The sequence below is a fragment of the Nocardia sp. NBC_00565 genome (assembly GCF_036345915.1).
Taxonomy (GTDB): domain Bacteria; phylum Actinomycetota; class Actinomycetes; order Mycobacteriales; family Mycobacteriaceae; genus Nocardia.
Window position 1 is genome coordinate 6,800,042 of sequence record NZ_CP107785.1, and the last position, 17,250, is coordinate 6,817,291.

19 protein-coding genes are annotated in these 17,250 nt (G+C 66.9%); 7 read left to right on the forward strand and 12 right to left on the reverse strand.

Annotated features, from left to right (window positions below; translation table 11 throughout):
* Positions 1–32 precede the first annotated feature (32 nt).
* Entirely contained in the window at positions 33–365 is a 333-nt protein-coding gene (locus OG874_RS31225; protein WP_330250660.1) for a hypothetical protein, read from the forward strand.
* 88 nt (positions 366–453) lie between these two features.
* On the opposite strand, the gene OG874_RS31230 is transcribed toward OG874_RS31225, so the two are convergent.
* The 3 genes from OG874_RS31230 to OG874_RS31240 form a co-directional block, all read right to left on the reverse strand.
* A complete protein-coding gene (locus OG874_RS31230) occupies positions 454–1,143 on the reverse strand; it encodes a response regulator transcription factor (RefSeq protein WP_040696229.1) in 690 nt (229 codons plus the stop codon).
* Positions 1,140–2,375: a sensor histidine kinase gene (locus OG874_RS31235; protein ID WP_330250661.1), complete on the reverse strand. Its 1,236-nt coding sequence runs from the start codon at positions 2,373–2,375 to the stop codon at positions 1,140–1,142. Before OG874_RS31235 ends, OG874_RS31230 begins: the two co-directional genes overlap by 4 nt.
* Before the next feature lie 138 nt (positions 2,376–2,513).
* A complete protein-coding gene (locus OG874_RS31240; RefSeq protein ID WP_330250662.1) occupies positions 2,514–2,897 on the reverse strand; it encodes a winged helix-turn-helix transcriptional regulator in 384 nt (127 codons plus the stop codon).
* Positions 2,898–2,987: 90 nt separating this feature from the next.
* Here OG874_RS31240 and OG874_RS31245 point away from each other — a divergent pair, with 90 nt between their 5' ends.
* The gene (locus OG874_RS31245) at positions 2,988–3,653 is read left to right on the forward strand and encodes an NADPH-dependent F420 reductase (protein WP_330250663.1); all 666 of its coding nucleotides are present in this window, start codon (positions 2,988–2,990) and stop codon (positions 3,651–3,653) included.
* 177 nt (positions 3,654–3,830) lie between these two features.
* On the opposite strand, the gene OG874_RS31250 is transcribed toward OG874_RS31245, so the two are convergent.
* The 6 genes from OG874_RS31250 to OG874_RS31275 all read right to left on the reverse strand — a co-directional run bounded on the left by OG874_RS31250 (position 3,831) and on the right by OG874_RS31275 (position 10,999).
* Positions 3,831–5,882 (reverse strand): CocE/NonD family hydrolase, encoded by a 2,052-nt coding sequence (locus tag OG874_RS31250; RefSeq protein ID WP_330250664.1) that lies wholly within the window; start codon positions 5,880–5,882, stop codon positions 3,831–3,833.
* Between the two features lie 385 nt (positions 5,883–6,267).
* Positions 6,268–7,008 (reverse strand): phosphoglyceromutase, encoded by a 741-nt coding sequence (locus OG874_RS31255; protein WP_330250665.1) that lies wholly within the window; start codon positions 7,006–7,008, stop codon positions 6,268–6,270.
* A 64-nt stretch (positions 7,009–7,072) separates the two neighbouring features.
* Positions 7,073–7,978, reverse strand: coding sequence for an ROK family protein (locus OG874_RS31260; protein ID WP_330250666.1), 906 nt, complete (start codon positions 7,976–7,978; stop codon positions 7,073–7,075).
* Between the two features lie 89 nt (positions 7,979–8,067).
* Positions 8,068–8,568 carry a YbjN domain-containing protein gene (locus OG874_RS31265; protein ID WP_330250667.1) on the reverse strand — a complete coding sequence of 167 codons (501 nt, stop codon included), beginning with the start codon at positions 8,566–8,568 and terminating at the stop codon, positions 8,068–8,070.
* A complete protein-coding gene (gene mshA / locus OG874_RS31270; protein WP_330250668.1) occupies positions 8,565–9,992 on the reverse strand; it encodes a D-inositol-3-phosphate glycosyltransferase in 1,428 nt (475 codons plus the stop codon). The genes OG874_RS31265 and mshA overlap by 4 nt, the downstream gene beginning before the upstream one ends.
* Before the next feature lie 185 nt (positions 9,993–10,177).
* Entirely contained in the window at positions 10,178–10,999 is an 822-nt protein-coding gene (locus tag OG874_RS31275; RefSeq protein ID WP_330250669.1) for an alpha/beta fold hydrolase, read from the reverse strand.
* Between the two features lie 128 nt (positions 11,000–11,127).
* Between OG874_RS31275 and OG874_RS31280 the strand changes: the two genes are divergently transcribed.
* Both OG874_RS31280 and mscL read left to right on the forward strand, forming a co-directional pair.
* A complete protein-coding gene (locus OG874_RS31280) occupies positions 11,128–11,862 on the forward strand; it encodes an SDR family NAD(P)-dependent oxidoreductase (protein WP_330250670.1) in 735 nt (244 codons plus the stop codon).
* A gap of 183 nt (positions 11,863–12,045) precedes the next feature.
* On the forward strand, positions 12,046–12,510 hold the full coding sequence (gene mscL / locus OG874_RS31285) for a large conductance mechanosensitive channel protein MscL (RefSeq protein ID WP_330250671.1): 465 nt from the start codon (positions 12,046–12,048) through the stop codon (positions 12,508–12,510).
* 67 nt (positions 12,511–12,577) lie between these two features.
* On the opposite strand, the gene OG874_RS31290 is transcribed toward mscL, so the two are convergent.
* Positions 12,578–13,816 (reverse strand): L,D-transpeptidase, encoded by a 1,239-nt coding sequence (locus OG874_RS31290; protein ID WP_330250672.1) that lies wholly within the window; start codon positions 13,814–13,816, stop codon positions 12,578–12,580.
* A gap of 68 nt (positions 13,817–13,884) precedes the next feature.
* Positions 13,885–14,925: a UDP-N-acetylmuramate dehydrogenase gene (locus tag OG874_RS31295; RefSeq protein ID WP_442943444.1), complete on the reverse strand. Its 1,041-nt coding sequence runs from the start codon at positions 14,923–14,925 to the stop codon at positions 13,885–13,887.
* 91 nt (positions 14,926–15,016) lie between these two features.
* On the opposite strand from OG874_RS31295, the gene OG874_RS31300 reads away from it, so the two are divergent.
* The gene (locus tag OG874_RS31300; protein ID WP_330250673.1) at positions 15,017–15,502 is read left to right on the forward strand and encodes a DUF2505 domain-containing protein; all 486 of its coding nucleotides are present in this window, start codon (positions 15,017–15,019) and stop codon (positions 15,500–15,502) included.
* Here OG874_RS31300 and OG874_RS31305 read toward each other — a convergent pair.
* A complete protein-coding gene (locus tag OG874_RS31305) occupies positions 15,474–15,734 on the reverse strand; it encodes a hypothetical protein (protein ID WP_330250674.1) in 261 nt (86 codons plus the stop codon). The two genes, OG874_RS31300 and OG874_RS31305, sit on opposite strands and share 29 nt — an antisense overlap.
* A 120-nt stretch (positions 15,735–15,854) precedes the next feature.
* On the opposite strand from OG874_RS31305, the gene OG874_RS31310 reads away from it, so the two are divergent.
* Together OG874_RS31310 and OG874_RS31315 are read left to right on the forward strand one after the other, a co-directional pair.
* Positions 15,855–16,376, forward strand: coding sequence for a DUF2505 domain-containing protein (locus OG874_RS31310; RefSeq protein ID WP_330250675.1), 522 nt, complete (start codon positions 15,855–15,857; stop codon positions 16,374–16,376).
* Positions 16,346–17,164 (forward strand): class I SAM-dependent methyltransferase, encoded by an 819-nt coding sequence (locus OG874_RS31315; protein WP_330250676.1) that lies wholly within the window; start codon positions 16,346–16,348, stop codon positions 17,162–17,164. Before OG874_RS31310 ends, OG874_RS31315 begins: the two co-directional genes overlap by 31 nt.
* Positions 17,165–17,250 lie beyond the last annotated feature (86 nt).

Here is a 17,250-nt window from a genome sequence, read left to right on the forward strand (position 1 = left end):
CGCTTCACCCGAATACGGTTGGATGTGCGGTCATGTTGAAAAAAGCCCTGACCCTGACCACCATCGCGCTCGGCGCCACCGTCGCACTGACCGGTGCCGCGCACGCCGAACCCAATGGTGACCCGGCCAAGTACTTCGATGTCACCGCGGATTTCCTGCCCGCCAACACCCCCGAGGCGCTCAACGCCCAGGCCAATGGCAAGAACCTGATCATGAGCCCGTACGGCATCACCCGCACCATCGCCTGCCGCGGCACCAGCGCGGCGGATGTCTACGACTGCATGCAGGAAGACGATCTCGGCTGGATCACCCTGCACAAGCAGGACGTCCCCACCATCGGCCCCACCTGGGTCTACCTGCCCTGATTCGGATACGCAGCAGCACCGAGGTTGTCGGGGCCTCGGTTGCTGGGCGGTTCGAAGTTTGCTGTTCCACGCCGATGCGCGGCGCTGATCAAGCCTCCAGCTTGTAGCCCAGGCCGCGCACGGTAACCAGGTGCTCCGGCTTTGCCGGATCGCCTTCGATCTTCGAGCGCAACCGCTTGACGTGCACATCGAGGGTTTTGGTATCGCCGACATAGTCGGCGCCCCATACGCGGTCGATCAGCTGGCCGCGGGTCAGCACTCGGCCGGAGTTGCGCAGCAGGTACTCGAGCAGATCGAATTCCTTGAGCGGCAGGGTGACCTGCCTGCCGTTGACGTGCACCGTGTGCCGGTCGACATCCATCCGCACCGGTCCGGCCTCGAGCACACCACTCTCATTGCCACCGTCCAGTTCATCGCCGGCGCCACGGCGCAGCACGGCCCGGATGCGGGCGATCAGCTCGCGCGCGGAGTACGGCTTGGTGACGTAGTCGTCGGCGCCGAGCTCCAGGCCGACCACCTTGTCGATCTCGCTGTCGCGCGCGGTGACCATGATCACCGGAACGCCGCTGCGGGTGCGCAGCTGCTTACACACGTCGGTGCCGCTCATGCCGGGCAGCATGAGGTCGAGCAGCACGATATCGGCGCCGGAGCGGTCGAATTCGGCGAGCGCGGAGGGTCCGTCACCGACCACGGTGACCTCGAAGCCCTCCTTGCGCAGCAGGAACGCGAGCGGATCGGCCAGCGACTCCTCATCTTCGACGATCAGAACACTCGTCATCTGCGTGCCTCCACACCATTGGGTCTGCCCGGCCCCGTGGGGCGCGGGTGTGTTTCTCTCATGCTCACCGTCGATGTGTCGACCTCTTCGTCGCCATCGGACTCATGGTGGGCAGGTATTCGCAGGGTGAACGTCGATCCGGTACCCAGCTTGCTCCACAGCGTGATCTCACCGTTGTGGTTGGCGGCCACGTGCTTGACGATAGCCAGGCCGAGCCCGGTACCGCCGGTGGCGCGCGAGCGTGCTTTGTCCGATCTGAAGAAGCGTTCGAACACCCGCTCCTGGTCTTCCTTGCCGATGCCGATGCCGCGGTCGGTCACCGCCATCGCGACGTGGTCGCCGCGCAGCGATCGGCTCACCGAGACATGGGATCCGGCGGGTGAGTACGCGATGGCGTTCTCCACCAGGTTCGACAGTGCCGTGACGAGCAGCGTTTCATCGCCGAGTACCTCGAGCCCGCTCGGCCGATCGGTGCTGACGGTGATGCCGGCGGCCTCCGCGGCGGTGCGCGATCGGTCCACCGCCTGCGTCACCACGGTGTCGACGTCGACCACCTCGAGCTCGGGCAGCTTTTCCGCGCCCTGCAGGCGCGAGAGCGCGATCAACTCGGTCACCATCTTGCCCAGCCGCCTGGACTCGCCGAGCACGCGCTGACCGAAGTGCCGGACGGCCGCGGGATCGTCAGCGGATTCCAGCATGGCCTCGGCCAGCAGGCTCATCGCGCCGACCGGGGTCTTGAGCTCGTGGCTGACATTGGCGACGAAGTCCCGGCGGGTGGCCTCCATGCGGGCCTGCTCGGAATCGTCGTCGGCGAAGAGCACGGTGAAGCTGGTCTCCTCGCGCGATAGCTGCCTGGCCACTCCGCGTACCGCGATCCGGCTGCGCCCCGGCATCGGGTTCTTCGCGGTGAGGTCGAATTCGGCGGACTCGCCGGTGGCGAGCACCTTCTCCACGGCGGCCCAGGCGCGCTCGTCGAGTAGTCGGTTGCGGACCAGGCCGAGTTCTTCGGCGCGCGGGTTGACCAGTACGACGTCGCGGTACTCGTCGACGACCGCGATACCGCTCTCGGAGGCGAGCACGATCAGATCGAGAACCTGCGACATCGTGAGCCCGGAATCTGCCTGTCTACGGGCGGCTTGTCTGGCGTTCATGAACGGGATCAGTAGCCCGCCGACTGCCAGGCCGACGACAGCCGCGAGGGCTGCCAGCAAGACGGCCTGGGGAACACTCACCATTGAATCGTACGGTCGCCGACCGACAAGCCAACTCTGGGTACGCGAAGTTTCGCGCAGGTCATAGGCACTTCGGACCCTGTTAGCCGCTCGTTTACGCGTTGTTAGAAGTGGCTGTGCGGTCGTCGCATTCCAACGTCAATCATCTTCGCCCGCCATCGCCGCGCCGACGGCGCGACCGTGCTTGTCCACCCACTCGCCGAGGGCGAAGATCGGGGTCAGCAGATCGCGTCCGGCCGCGGTGAGTTCGTATTCGACGCGCGGTGGCGCCTCGGCGTAGCGGTGGCGCTCGATGAGGGTCATGGTCTCCATACGGCGCAGGGTCTGGGTGAGCATCTTCTGGCTGATGCCGCCGATGGCCGTGCGGAGTTCGCCGGGGCGCATCGGGCCCTCACGCAACATGTAGACGATGACGGCGAGCCAGCGGTTGCCGAACAGGTCGACGCCGAGGCGGGCGGGGCAGTCGGCCTCGTAGTCGCCGTAGGGCGCGAATTCCACCGGCTCGGCATATTCGACCGTCATGACACCAGCCTGCCATCGTCGTTGCGCACCTTCGAGTGCCTATCGGAATCCCTAGCGTCGGTGCCGAATACATCCCGACTAGGAGTTGTTATGCGAATCGGAATCATCGGCGCCGGTGCGATGGCGAAGGCGCTCGGCGGTGGCTGGGCCGCGTCGGGCCATCAGGTCGTCATCGGTGCGCGGTCGCGCGCGGCCGCGGACGAACTGGCGGCAACCATCGGGCACGGGTCGCGCGGCGGAAGTATGGGCGAGGCGGCCGAATTCGGTGCGGTCGTTGTGCTGGCCCTGCCGGTAAGTGCCCTTGACGCCGTACTGGGTGAAATCGGCGGAAAACTGGCCGGGCGCACCGTGATCGACTGCACCAACGCGTTCATACCGGACGAGGCCGCACCAGACGGCGCAACGGCCTTCGTGCTGTCGGAGGACGCGGTCGCCGCACGCATCGCGGCGACCGTTCCGGACGCGCATGTGGTGAAGGCGTTCAACGTATGCGCCGCGCAAGTGTGGGAATCGGCGACCCGGGTCTTCGAGAACCGCAGGCTGGCCGTCCCGATCTGCGGTGACGACCCGAATGCGGTGCGGCAGGTAGCGGCGCTCGCCGGAGATCTGCGGCTGCAACCGATTTCGGCGGGCGGACTGCATCGCGCCAAGTATCTCGAGGCCACCTCGGTCTTCACCGTCGGTCTCTGGTTCGGCGGTGCGGATGCCCGCGCGATCTTCCCGCCGTTGGACGCGGCATTCGCCGTGGCCGACTAGATCAGGTCCGAGCGTGCACCAATCGCCCATACCCCGCGGGTTCGAGCATGAATGCGCGAGAGGTGCACGCTCGGGCCGGATTCGGCTTACCAGCCCGGGTTCCCGCGTACCGGGATATTGACCAAACGCGGCGCATTCGGATCGAGCTGCGGGCGCATGCCGGTCTCGAGCGACAGATCACCAGCCCGGATTGCCCTTGACCGGAACGTTGATGAAGCTCGGCCGGATCGGATCCAGCTGCACATGCTGCGGCTTCACTCCCGTATCGATCAGCATCGGCAGTACCGGCAGACCCTTCGGGAAGTTGCCCGCGAACACATCCACGCGCAGGCGGTGGCCCGGCTGCAGGATCGCCTCGGTGGCGGGCAGCGCGATATCCAGGGTCGTCTGCTCCCCCGGCACCGTGAGCTGACGTCGATCCAGCGAGGTGTAGGGCCGCGGATCGGTGTAGTCGCCATTGGCGGAGCGGGTGCTGTTCGCCTCGTCGACCTGGCGAAGCGAGGCCAGTAGCTGACCCGAGGAGAGCACGGTGGACTGCCCGTCCGGCGCGACATCGTTGACCGTGACCACCCAGTAGCCGTCGGCGGCATCCTGAACGGTATTGAGGTGCGCGGCGATGCGGCCGGAGATGGTGGCCGGCTCGGCCACCGGATCGCTGGTGAAGGTCAAACCGTTCAGCTCCGCGACCCGCGAATCCTTGGCACAGCCATCGATGATCGACAGGGCGCCCGCACTACCCTGCGCTGCGTCGTTGGAGCACAGGGTAGTCAGGCCGGGCGCGACCGTGAGCCGCGCCGAGTCCGGGCTCGCCGAGGCGGCGAGCGATCCGTCGTACCGGCTGTTCGCGGTGCCACTTCGGTTGGCGGACAGGTACATCCGGCGATGTTCGGCATCCTGGGTACCGGTCCGCGGGTCGGCGAACGAGTCGGTGGTGATCCAGCCGCCGCCCTGCTGGCGCAGCGTGATCGGGCCGTACTGATCGATGCCGTTGTCGATTCCCTTGAGCCACTTGTCGAACCAGGCGCGCTGCAGCACATCCAGGCGCGGCGGCAGGCCGGGCTTGCCGTATTCATTGCCGGAGCTGACGTGATACGTATTGCCCATCAGCAGCTGCTTCTGGCCCGCGGGCAGCGGAATCTCGTTGTAGATCTTGGATTCGGAGTAGGTGAACAAGTCGTGCCAGCCGCCGGTGACGAAGGTGGGCACCCGAATCCTGCTCGGATCGCTCAACCAGTCTTCGCGCGGACGCGACGAACCGGTCAGCAGCTCCTTGGCGCGCGGATCCAGATCCTCGACCCGGGTCGTGCTGTAGACGTTGAGCAGCACATCCATGAACGTGAACGGATCCTTCGCCCGATCGGCGAGCCACCGCATATCGAACTGCCCGTTCAACATCGACGCGACATCGGGGACCAGTTTGAGTCCGTTGATGGCGGTCAGCCACAGCGGGATGAAGTTGAAGCCGAAGCCGCCGCCGGGCGCGAGCACGTCGTTGACGAGGTCGCTGCCGGGCACCACCGGGAAGATCGCCTTCAGCGCGGGCGGCTGCATAGCGGCCACCTGCACCTGGTTGATACCCGAGTAGGACAGGCCGTTCATGCCGATGCGGCCGTTGGACCACGGCTGACGCGCGGTCCAGTCGATCACCTCGTAGGTGTCCTGCTGTTCGCGCTGGCGCAGCATGTCCCAGGTGCCCTGAGAGAAGCCGGTGCCGCGCACATCCACGACCACCTGGGTGTAGCCGCTCTTGATGAGCTGGCGGTCGACGGCGAAGTTGCGCAGCTCGCCGCCGCCGAAAGATTTGGTCAGATCGGTGACGCCGGACAGTGGGGTGCCGCTGAGGTCGATCTGGCGCAACAGCTCGATCAGGGCGTCGGACAGGCCGGGAATGGACATGGCGCTATCGGCGAGGTTGGAGACCAGTTTGGTGTACGGGGTCAGGTTGACCACCGTCGGCGTCGGGATGTCGATCGGGCGGCCCGCCGCGTCCGCGGGGCGGTACACGTTGCCCTTGAGGACGGTGCCGTCGCTCATGGTGATCGGGACGTCCCACTGGATGTTCACGTTCGGGTACTGCTGCGGACCATCCTCGGCGGCGACCCAGGCGGCACCGGCCGCACCACCGTCGGGACCGGACGACTCCGGTGCCGCGATCGCGCTCTGGGTGACGAAAGGAATGAGCACCGCGGTGGCAACTGCCGCCACTGTGGCTCGCAACATCGTCTGCATCAGGGGTGATCCGCCTCTCGGACTGGTCGAACGTCCGAGAGCTTACATACCGGCGAGTAGGTTCGGACGTGGGGTTACATAAACCACAGCTCGAATACCGATTCACATACAGCAACCAGAGCGGCATGATGCCTGCTCACAGCCAAAGAACACCGACCCAACGTGCAGAATCCACACTAACCCGAGCCCGATCCCGCGAACGGCACATGGTTGCGGCAATTCGCGAGAAAACGTTGTCCAAGGTGTGCCACTCGCTGATGCGGCAGTGTTTGTCCGCCCCGGAGACAGCAATGCGCCGCGACCTCAGCGGTCGCGGCGCATTGTCGAGCGGATGGTGCTTACTTGCCGACCGGGCCTACCCGTCTCCAGCACCTCAACGGAGGCGCTACGCGCCGCCCCCCTGCCCCGCGACGGCAGCGGCGCCCGCGGCGGCGGCCTCCGGGTCCAGGTACTCGCGCGCACGCACCGGGCGCAGGTTCTCGTCCAGCTCGTAGCGCAGCGGGATGCCGGTCGGGATGTTGAGGCCCGCGATGTCGTCGTCGGAGATCTGATCGAGGTGCTTGACCAGGGCGCGCAGTGAGTTGCCGTGCGCCGCAACGAGAACGGTCTTGCCCGCGAGCAGTTCCTTGGAGATGGTCGACTCCCAGTACGGGACCATCCGGTTCACCACGTCGAGCAGGCATTCGGTCTTCGGGACGTCAATGCCGTCGTAGCGCGGGTCGCCCTCCTGGCTGTACTCGTTGGTGGGGTCGATCGGCGGCGGCGGGGTGTCGTAGCTGCGCCGCCACAGCATGAACTGATCGTCGCCGTACTGGTCGCGGACCTGCGCCTTGTTCTTGCCCTGCAGATCGCCGTAATGGCGCTCGTTGAGACGCCAGTCGCGCACGACCGGGATCCAGTGCCGATCGGCGGCGTCCAGCGCGATATTCGCGGTGCTGATCGCGCGCCGCAGCAGCGAGGTGTAGACGATATCGGGCAGGATGCCGTGTTCGGCCAGCAGTTCCCCGGCGCGCTTGCCCTCGGCGATGCCCTTATCGGTCAGGTGCACATCGACCCAGCCGGTGAACAGGTTAAGGGCGTTCCATTCGCTCTCGCCGTGGCGCAGCAGCACGAGGGTGTACGTCATGCAGGCCATTCTGGCATGTGCGCAAACGCTGCTCGCATCCGTTCCCGGGAGCCGATCGGGCCGCTCAGGAGATGGTGTCGGCGCTGTCGTGACCGGCGGCCAACACACCCGCGCCAACGAGAGTGGCGCCGTTGGTGATTCGAGACTGGACGACCCGCAGTTCGCGCAGGAAATCCAACCCCGCGTGCCGGGTCAGCGCCGCCCGCAACGGTTCCCAGAGCGGTTCACCCGATTGCGCGAAGCCACCGCCGATCACCACCCGATCGATATCGAGCGTCGATGCCGCCGACGCGATCGCGGTGCCGAGCGCGGTCCCCGCCCGACGCAACGCGGCGAGCGCGATCTCGTCACCGGAATGCGCGGCCTTCGCCAGCCCCGCGCCGGTCTCGCCGCGCCACCCCTGCTCGCGGGCCCAGCGCACCGACGACATACCGCTGGCGATCGCCTCGACACAGCCGACGCCGCCACATTCACAGGGCACATCCCAACCCGGTACCACGATGTGACCGACATGCCCGGCATTGCCGGTGCGACCGAGTACGACCCGTCCATCGGCGATGATGCCGCCGCCGATGCCCGAGGAGACCGTCATCGCCAGCCCATTCGGCACCCCGCGCAGTGCGCCGACATGATGTTCGGCCAATGCCAGGCAAGCACCGTCGATGGCGAATCGCACCGCGGCGGAAGGAAAGAGTTGCTGCACCTCGGCGACGATCGGAAAGCCCGGTTTCCATTCCGGAATGTTCAGCGGGCTGGTAATTCCGGTCCGCACATCGACCGGTCCGGCCGACCCGATCCCGATCGCCGAGACCGTGGTCTCCCCGGCCACCTCGAGCAGCAGCGCCCGACATGCCTCCCACACCGACTCCCGAGGCACATCGACCCGCCGCACATCGCGGACCTTCCGCCCCGCGTGGACCACGCCGACGGCGAACTTCGTCGCACCGATATCCAGAGCTAGAACCATCATCGCCGTGCGGCCTCCTGTACCTCGCGGCCCACTCGAGCAAATGGGCCACAGCGCGATTGTCGCTCACCCGGGCAGGATCCGGAGGGGGCTCAGGGCTGGTCGGCCTCGACCAGATGCTCGAAGGCGCGCAGATTCTTCAGCGATTCACCACGCGAGACCCGCCACTTCCATTCCTTCCGAATGGATTCGGCGAAGCCGAGTTCGAGCAGGACATTGAAGTCGGCGTCCACGGCCTCGAGGATCTGGCCGAAGAACCGGTCCAGTTCATCGGAGGTGACGGCGTGGGTGGCGATGCGACCGACCAGATAGATGTCGCCGACGCGATCAAGGGTGTAGGCCACGCCGTAGAGGCGGCGGTTGCGGCGCAGCAGGAATTTGTAGACGCCCTCGAAGTTCTCATCGGGCTTGCGGCAGACGAACGATTCGATCCGCACCCCGTGCTTACCGACGGTGAGCATCACGGTCGTCTTCAGTTTGCGCTCGCCCGGCAGGATGACGACGAAGGTCTCCTGGCTCGGGTGGGTGTACTCGATCTCGCGGTCACGCAGCGTCTCGTCGATCAGCTGCGCGGTCGCGGCTGCCGCGGTCATCGCCGTGCTCCCGTCCGGCGCCGCCACAGCGCCCGCGATCTGGCCTGGCTGCTCTCACCGAGGAGAACAGCGCTGCGTTCACTCGCGACGCTAGCGCGTTCACCGGGCAGCTCGGCCAACGTGGCGTCGAAGACCAGGCTGCGGCCCGCGCCGAATCCGGACCGGAGTTCGCGGAAATCGGCCAGCGCCGCCGAGTAACTGGCGAGCAGTCCGTCCGCGGTGTGCTCCCAGGAGAAGTGCGCGGCGTGCTCGACCGCGCGCCGGCCCATCCGGCGTAGTCGATCGGCGTCGTCGAGCAGGTGGCCGAGGGCCTCGGCCCAGTCCGGAGTCCGATGCCCCGGCACCAGCAGGCCGGTCTCGCCGTGGCGCACGGCGGTGCCGAGTCCACCGACATCGGCCGCGAGCACGGGGGTGCCGCTGGCCTGCGCCTCGATGGCGACCAGACCGAACGATTCGTTGTAGCTGGGCACCGCGACCAGGTCGGCGGCCCGATACACCTGGACCAAGCGGTCCGGCGGCTGCGGCGGCAGGAAGGTGACCTGATCGGCGATGCCGAGGGCGGCAGCGAGTTCGATCAGCGAATCGGGGCGCTCCAGTCCGGTGCCGGACGGTCCGCCGACGATGAGCAGGCGCAGCTTGCGCGATGGGTCCCGGTGCAGCAGCTCCGCGGCGGCGCGGACCAGCACATCCGGCGCCTTGAGCGGCTGGATGCGGCCGATGAACGCGACGATCTGCTCATCGGTGGCCAGGCCCAGAGCGGCTCGGGCCGCGGCCTTTTCGCCGGGACGGTAGCGGGTCAGATCCGCACCGGGCGGGACCACATCGATGCGCTCGGGATCGGCGCCGTACAGCTCGATGAGCTGGCGCGCCTCCTGCGCGGTATTGGCGATCATCCGATCGGCCTCGGCGATCACCTGCTTCTCGCCGATCTCACGGGTCGCGGGCTCGGGACAGTCGCCCTCGGCCAGCGCCGCGTTCTTCACCGCGGCCAGCGTGTGCGCGGTATGCACCAGCGGCACCCGCCAGCGGTCCCGCGCCAACCAGCCGACCTGGCCGGAGAGCCAGTAGTGCGAATGGACGAGGTCGTAGTAACCGGGCAGGTGTCGAGCCTCCTGGCGCAGCACCTCGGCCGTGAACGGGCACAACTGGGTCGGCAGATCGTGCTTGTCCAGTCCCTCGAACGGGCCCGCCACCACATTGCGCACCAGGACCCCCGGGGCCGCCTCCTGAACCGGCGGTACGTTCGAGGAAGTGGCCCGGGTGAAGATCTCGACCTCGGTCCCGCGTTGGGCCAGCTGGATGGCGGTTTGCAGCACATAGACGTTCATGCCACCCGCATCGCCGGTGCCCGGTTGGGCAAGTGGTGAGGTGTGCACCGACAACACGGCAATCCGATTGGGCCGTAGGTCCGGGCGTTGACTCACACTTCCATAGTGCACGTTGGATCGCCGAAGTCAGACGCCGTAACCGGGCCGAGTGACAGTCGTCACAGCGGTTTCGTGAGGGTTCTCACGCGTGAGCGCACATATTCGCCCGGCGCGAACATTTGTCACCGGGGCATGACGAGTCTGCGCGAACCTGGCGCGCGGCGCCAGCGAATTTCGGACGGCTAATTCAGTCCGTCGACGAACTCGCCGACCTCGGCGACGAACCTGGCCCGATCCTCGATGAACAGCCCGTGCTGTGCGTCCGCCCAGAACGAGGCGCGACCATCGGTTACGGCGTCGAGGATGTAGCGGCCGTTCTCGATCGGCACCACCGGATCCTTGGTTCCGTGCAGGACCAGCACCGGAATATCCAGGGCGCGCAGCGTTTCGGTGTTGTCGACGGTCCGGTAGAACAGCGCCTTACGCACCCGAGGCGGCGTGGACAGGCTCGCCCCGAACAGTCGCTGCGCGTCGACTCCCTTATCCGGACCTGGCCCGGTGTTGGCGTTGCCGAAGGCCCCGAACGCGCGCAGCGCCCGTCCCGCGCTCTCCTCGAAGACGCCGGGAATCGCCTCCTTCATCGCCGAACCGGTCTCCGCGCCGGGCGCGCGACCGAGATTGGCCATCGAGCCGGCGTAGACGACGCCCGCGACCGCACCGGTGCCGTAGGCGGTCAGGTAGTCGGTGAGCACGATGCCGCCGTAGGACCACCCGAGCAGCACCGCGTCCGATTCGATGCCCTCCGCCGCCAGCACCGCGGCGATATCGGCGGCCCAGTTCTTCGGATCGTCGTAGCCGGACTCCGGCGCATCGGAGTAGCCGTGGCCGCGCAGGTCGACGGCGATCACCCGAAAGCGTTCGGCGAGGTCGGCGGCGGCCGCGCCCCAACACTGCAGGTTGGCCGACCAACCGTGCAGCAGGACCAGCGGCCTGCCCGCGGCCGGGCCGCTGACCCGATAGACGATGCTCGTTCCATCAGCACTGACCGCATCCCGAATAGCCATGTAACCGAGGCTAGTGGTGGTCGGTGCGGGTGCGGTGATCCGGGCAACAGCCGGGATCACCGGCAAACGGTCTCCGTAGCGACTGCTTGCAGGTCGCTCGAAAAGGCCTGCATTTAGGATCGAAAGTTATGAGCATTCGTACTGCCGTCGTCACCGGAGCCAGCTCGGGAATCGGGGAAGCCACCGCCCGGGAACTCGCTAAACAGGGCTACCACGTGTACGTCGGCGCGCGCAGGCTCGATCGGCTGCGGCGCCTCGCCGACGAAATCGGCGGCACCGCACTCGAACTCGACGTGACCTCGGACGACTCCGTGCGAGCCTTCACCGACGCCATCGACAACGCCGATGTGCTGGTCAACAACGCGGGCGGCGCGAAGGGCCTGTCCTCGGTCGCCGAGGCCGACCTGGAGGACTGGCGCTGGATGTGGGAAACCAATGTGCTCGGCACGCTGCGGGTGACCAAGGCGCTGCTGCCGAAGCTGATCGCCACCGGCGACGGCCTCATCGTCACCATCACCTCGGTCGCCGCGTTCGAGGCCTACGACAACGGCTCGGGCTACACCACGGCCAAGCACGCCCAGGCCGTGCTGCACCGCACGTTGCGCGGCGAACTGATCGGCCAGCCGGTGCGGCTCACCGAAATCGCGCCCGGTGCGGTCGAAACCGAGTTCTCGCTGGTCCGCTTCGCCGGGGACGAGGACCGCGCCGCCAAGGTGTACGAAGGAATCGACCCGCTGGTCGCCCAGGACATCGCGGAGATCATCGGTTTCGTCGCGTCGCGGCCCTCGCATGTGAATCTGGACCAGATCATCGTCAAGCCCCGTGACCAGGCGGGCCCGGGTCGCTTCGCTCGCCGCGGCTGAACTGGCTCGACCTTCGTTGTCGCAATAGCGGGTGACAACGGATTTCGCAGGGACATGGGTAACTCACCGGGTACGCCCAAACTCAGCTGAAAATAGATCCGTCGGCCCGGATGATAATTTCGTCGCACCCGACGACCGGCAAAAGGCGGGGGTGCATATAGACCAGATTGGAGTGCTCGGCTCATGTTCAAGGGTTTCAAAGATTTCCTGATGCGCGGGAACGTCATCGATCTTGCCGTCGCGGTGGTCATGGGTACCGCGTTCACCGCGGTCGTGACGGCGGTCACCAAGGGAATCATCAATCCGTTGCTCGCGGTCATGGGCAAGACCAATGAGCTGGGGCTCGGCATTCAACTGGTCGCCGGCAAGCCGGCCACCTTCATCGCGGTCGGGCCGATCATCACCGCGCTCATCGACTTCGTGATGGTCGCCGCGGTGCTGTACTTCGTGCTGATGGTGCCGATGAAGACGCTGAAGAATCGCTTCGGCACCGCCAAGGCGGCCGAGCCGACCGAGATCGAACTGCTCATCGAGATCCGTGATCTGCTGGCCAAGCGGCAGGCGGATTCGATCGTCGACGCCGAATCGTTCGGCAAGGACGGCTCGCTCGTCGAGGATCCACGCGCCAAGGACGGCGCGATCCGGTAATCGCCTGGCACCGAATACGATTCGCCCCCGCACGGTTTCGACTGTGCGGGGGCGAGTTTCGTTTCGGCTAGCGCGGCGGACCGGGCGCCACCGGCGTTGCGGAGATGCTCGCGCCGGAGGTTCCGTCCGAGGCGGACAACGACTTCCACTGGTTCCAGTCGATGGTCCAGTCGTACAGGTCGCCATCGGCTGCGGACATGGCGATCGAGGTACCGGTCACCTCGACCGGATCGCCGTAGAGCGCGGTCGGGAAGTAGGCCTGCGCGTCACTGGGCGACAGATTGATGCAGCCGTTGGTGACATTCGAAGAGCCCTGTGCCGATAGCGATTCCGGGTTGGCGTGGATGAATTCGCCGTTGTTGGAAATGCGTACGGCCCAGCGTTCGCGAACGTTGGTGTAGAACGGCGGATTCGACATCAGGAAGTCCTCGTACTTCTCGGTGACGACGTGCACGCCGGACCGGGTGACATTGCGTGGCTCATTGCCCTCGCCGTAGCTGACCGCGAAATCGAAGATGGTCTGTCCGTCGCGCACCACCTGCATGCGATGACTCGGCGCATTGGCCTTGACGATCTGGCTGCGCCCGATGCGGAAATCCGAAGTGAGATCGGTGTATCCGTAATTTCCGCCGCCGAGATCCAGGCCGTAGAGCTTGGCCGCGACGTGCACGGTGGTGCCGGGCACCCAGTAGTCCTTCGGCCGCCAATGCGCTCGGGAGCCGCCGTTGTCATCGGGGAACCAGGCCCACGCGCCCTCGGTCGGCGGGTTGGTGGTGACGGTGAGCGCCTTCTCCACCGCGGCCTTGTTCTGCACGGATCCCTTGAACTGCAAGATGATCGGCACGGCGATGCCGACTTCCTGGTTATCGGCGATATTGAGCGTCGCGGGGAAGCTGTTCTTCGGGGCGAGCGTGGTGAAGGTGCCATCGATCGGCACCGGCTTCTGGTCGGCGCCGATCGCCGTGCCGGACCAGGTGTACTTGGCGTCGTAGCCGAGTGGTTCGGTGGTCGTGTAGCTGCGCTTGTCGGGGGCGAGTTCGCCGGTGACCTGCTTGCCGTTGGCGTTGGTCAACGCGATCTGGTCGATGGTGCCCTCGGCGACGGTGACCGAGACCGGTGCGGTCGGATTGACGTTCTTGGCGTCGGCGGCCGGTGTCAGCGTGACCTTCGCGACCGGAGTGCTGTCTTTGGCCGAATCACTGTTGCCGCCTTTGTCGTTCGCGCATCCGGCCACCAGCGCGACCACCACGAGCAGCACGGCGGAGACGACGGCGGCCGGTCTGTTGATGACTAGACGATTGCTCACTGCATCGAATTTACGCGGTGAAAGTCGTTCGCTTCGCTAGCGAAGAGTGTGGTGTCCGTTTCACCTGTTTAAAGGGTGATCCCGATGGGTACCGGCTCCGGCTCGAGCCGGATACCGAATCGCTCGGCAACGCCGTCGCGGACCGTGCGAGCCAGTGCGACCAGATCGGCGGCGGTCGCGGCACCACGGTTGGTCAGGGCCAGCGTGTGCTTCGTGGACAGACGAGCGGGGGCGTCGGGGCCGGGGAAACCCTTCGCGAAACCGGCCCGCTCGATGAGCCAGCCCGCGGAGAATTTGACGCCGTCCGGGGCCGGATAGGTGGGGATCGTGATGTCGCCCACACGAGCGATGATCGCAGCCTGCACTTCGGCGACGCGGTGCTCGGGAACGACCGGATTTGTGAAGAACGAGCCGGCGCTCCAGGTGTCGTTGTCGGCAGGGTCGAGCACCATGCCCTTACCCGCGCGCAGCTTCAGCACCGCGGCCCGTACCTGAGCGGCGGGACGGGATTCACCGTTGGTCGCGCCGAGTGTGTCGGCGAGTTCGCCGTAGCGCAGCGGTGCGCTCGATCCGTCCGCATCGAGCGCGAAATCGACCGCGAGCACCACGGCGGTATCGCGGTGTTTGAGTGCGCTGGTGCGGTAGCCGAAGCCGAGTTCGGACGGGTCGACCCAGCGGATCTCGCCGCTGCCGCGATCCAGCAGACGCACGCGGCGCAGCAGGCTCTCGACCTCGACGCCGTACGCGCCGACGTTCTGCACGGGCGTCGCACCGGCCGATCCGGGAATGCCCGACAGGCACTCCAGCCCGCCGAGCCCGGCCGCGATGGTGGCCGCGACCACGGTGTCCCAGTTCGCGCCTGCCTCGGCGACGACGCCGTCCGGGCCGATCTCGACACCATCGTTGGCCACCCGGACCACGACGCCCTCGAAGCCATCATCGCTGATCAGCAGGTTGGAGCCGCCCGCGAGCAGCAGCAGCGGAATGTCCGCCGCGTCGAGTGCGCGCACCGTCGCCACCAGCGATTCGGTCGTCACGCAGTCCGCGACAGTCGCCGGACCGCCGACCCGCAATGTAGTCAGCCCGGCCAGCCGCACCGATTCGCGCAGCCGCGCACCGGTATCGGCCAGCAGGTCGCGCAGCTGGTCCGACAACACCACCCGTGAAGTTCGCACGCCCCAGACGGTAGCCTGTTCGACCATGGCTACACCGCTGGCGTACACGGCCCGCTATTCGTATCCGGTTGCCGCTGTGCGCGCGGCCTTCGCCGACGAGCAGTACTGGAAGGACCGCGTCGCCGAGGTGGGTGGCGACAAAGCCCGGCTCGATTCGGTCACGGTGGATGGCGACCAGGTCAAGGTCGAGCTGGAGCAGGCCATTGCCGCCGAACTGCTGCCCCCGGCCATCACCGCTGTGCGCCCCGGCGATCTGATCATCCCGCGCACCGAGAGCTGGACCGGCGATTCGGCTACCTTCACCGCCCGCGTCGAGGGTGCGCCTGCCTTGGTGAGCGGCACCATCACGTTGTCGGCCGACGGCTCCGGTTCGGTCGCGCAGGCCAACGGAACCATCGAGGTGAAGGTTCCGCTGTTCGGCGGCAAGATCGAGGCCGCGATCGCCGAGCGATTGACCGAATTGCTCGCGTCCGAGGAAGAGTTCACCAACAACTGGCTCGCTCAGCACTGACGGCCGGCCGCCACCAGGGGTGGGACAGCAGTCCCGCAACGAGTGCGCCGATCGCGTTGACGAGGACGTCGTCGATCGACGAGTGGCGGCCGATGCCCAGCGCGAACTGCAGCCCCTCGACGCGCCGTTCTCCCCGCCGCCGCGCCAGCCACCACACGAGCGAACCGGCCAGCGGCAATACGGCGAATGCCGCCAGGATCACCCCGCCCCACGCCTCCCATGTGCCGTTCATGGCGCAAGTCTGGCCGGACGATGTGGCGATTCGGTGCGGCGCGGGTGCGGAGATTGTGGCGCCCCCCACTGACACCGCCGAGCGTCGGGGCGCCAACCGGTCCCGGTAACGTAACCGCTCATGGCTCGCCGACTGGACTATTCAGCCCGCTACCCGCTGCACACCACCAAAGAGCTGTACGCTGCGCTGTCGACCCGCGAGTACTGGGCAGACCGGTGCGCGGAGATGTCGAAAATAGCGCCGGGGAACGAGGTCGTCAGCCTCGATGTCAGCGACTCCGGCATCGAGGTCGTGCTCAACCACATCCTGCCGCGCGAGATGCTGCCGGAGATCGCGCAGGCGGTCATGCGCAAGGACATGATCATCACCCGCAAGGAGAGCTGGACACCGTTCGACGAGAACGAGTCCGTCGGCAAGTTCTCGGCCGCCATTCCGGCCGGGCCGGGCAGCCTCGGCGGCACCATTCGGCTGTTCCCCACCGACACCGGTTGCACCGTGCGGTTCTCCTCCGAGGCCAAGGTGTTCATTCCGATGGTCGGTCCGCGGCTCGAACAGCTGATGCTGGTGAACCTGGTCGACCTGTTCCGCGCCGAGGCCGAACACACCGTGAAGTGGCTGGAAGAGCGAAACCCGACCCGCTGAGACCGGTCGGCACCATCACCCGGGGCACCACCGGTGTCAATCGACTTCGCCGCAGCGACCGCTGGCTGATCCACCACGAGCTGGTCAGCAGCCGACTACGCGACGCCGCCGATCCCCTGGTCGTCGACCTCGGCTACGGCGCGAGCCCGTGGACCACCTTGGAGCTGGCGGCCCGGTTGCGCGCCGTCCGCCCGGATGTACGGGTGGTCGGCCTGGAGATCGATCCGGAACGGGTGGTGCCCGGCCGCGACGGCGTCACCTTCGCCCGCGGCGGCTTCGAATTGGCGGGTCTGCGGCCGGTTCTGGTGCGCGCGTTCAATGTGCTGCGGCAATACCCGGAATCGGCCGTGCCCGACGCGTGGGCCACCATCCTGTCCGGCATGGCTCCCGACGGTCTGCTCGTCGAGGGCACCTGCGACGAACTCGGCCGCCGCTGCGCCTGGGTGCTCCTGGACCGCTCCGGCCCGCTGTCACTCACGCTGGCTTGGGATCCCTTCACCGTCGAGCGCCCCTCCGATATCGCCGAACGGCTCCCAAAGGCATTGATCCACCGCAACATTCCCGGCGAACCGATCCACAGCCTGTTGACCGCCGCCGACCGCGCCTGGGCCCGCGCCGCGCCGTTGGCACCGTTCGGGCCCCGGGTGCGCTGGCGCGCCGCAGCAGAGTTCTTGCGCCAGGAGGGTTTTCCGGTACGGAGTTATCGCCGCCGCATGCGCGACTGCGTGCTCTCGGTCCCCTGGTCCAGTGTCGCCCCGGACGGAAAGACGAGATCCCACCTACCCTGACCTACCGTCCCCATGGTCGGTCACCATGCCATGATTGCGCGCCCGCCAAAACCGGAGACCGAGCTGATTCATAGCCGAACCGGATC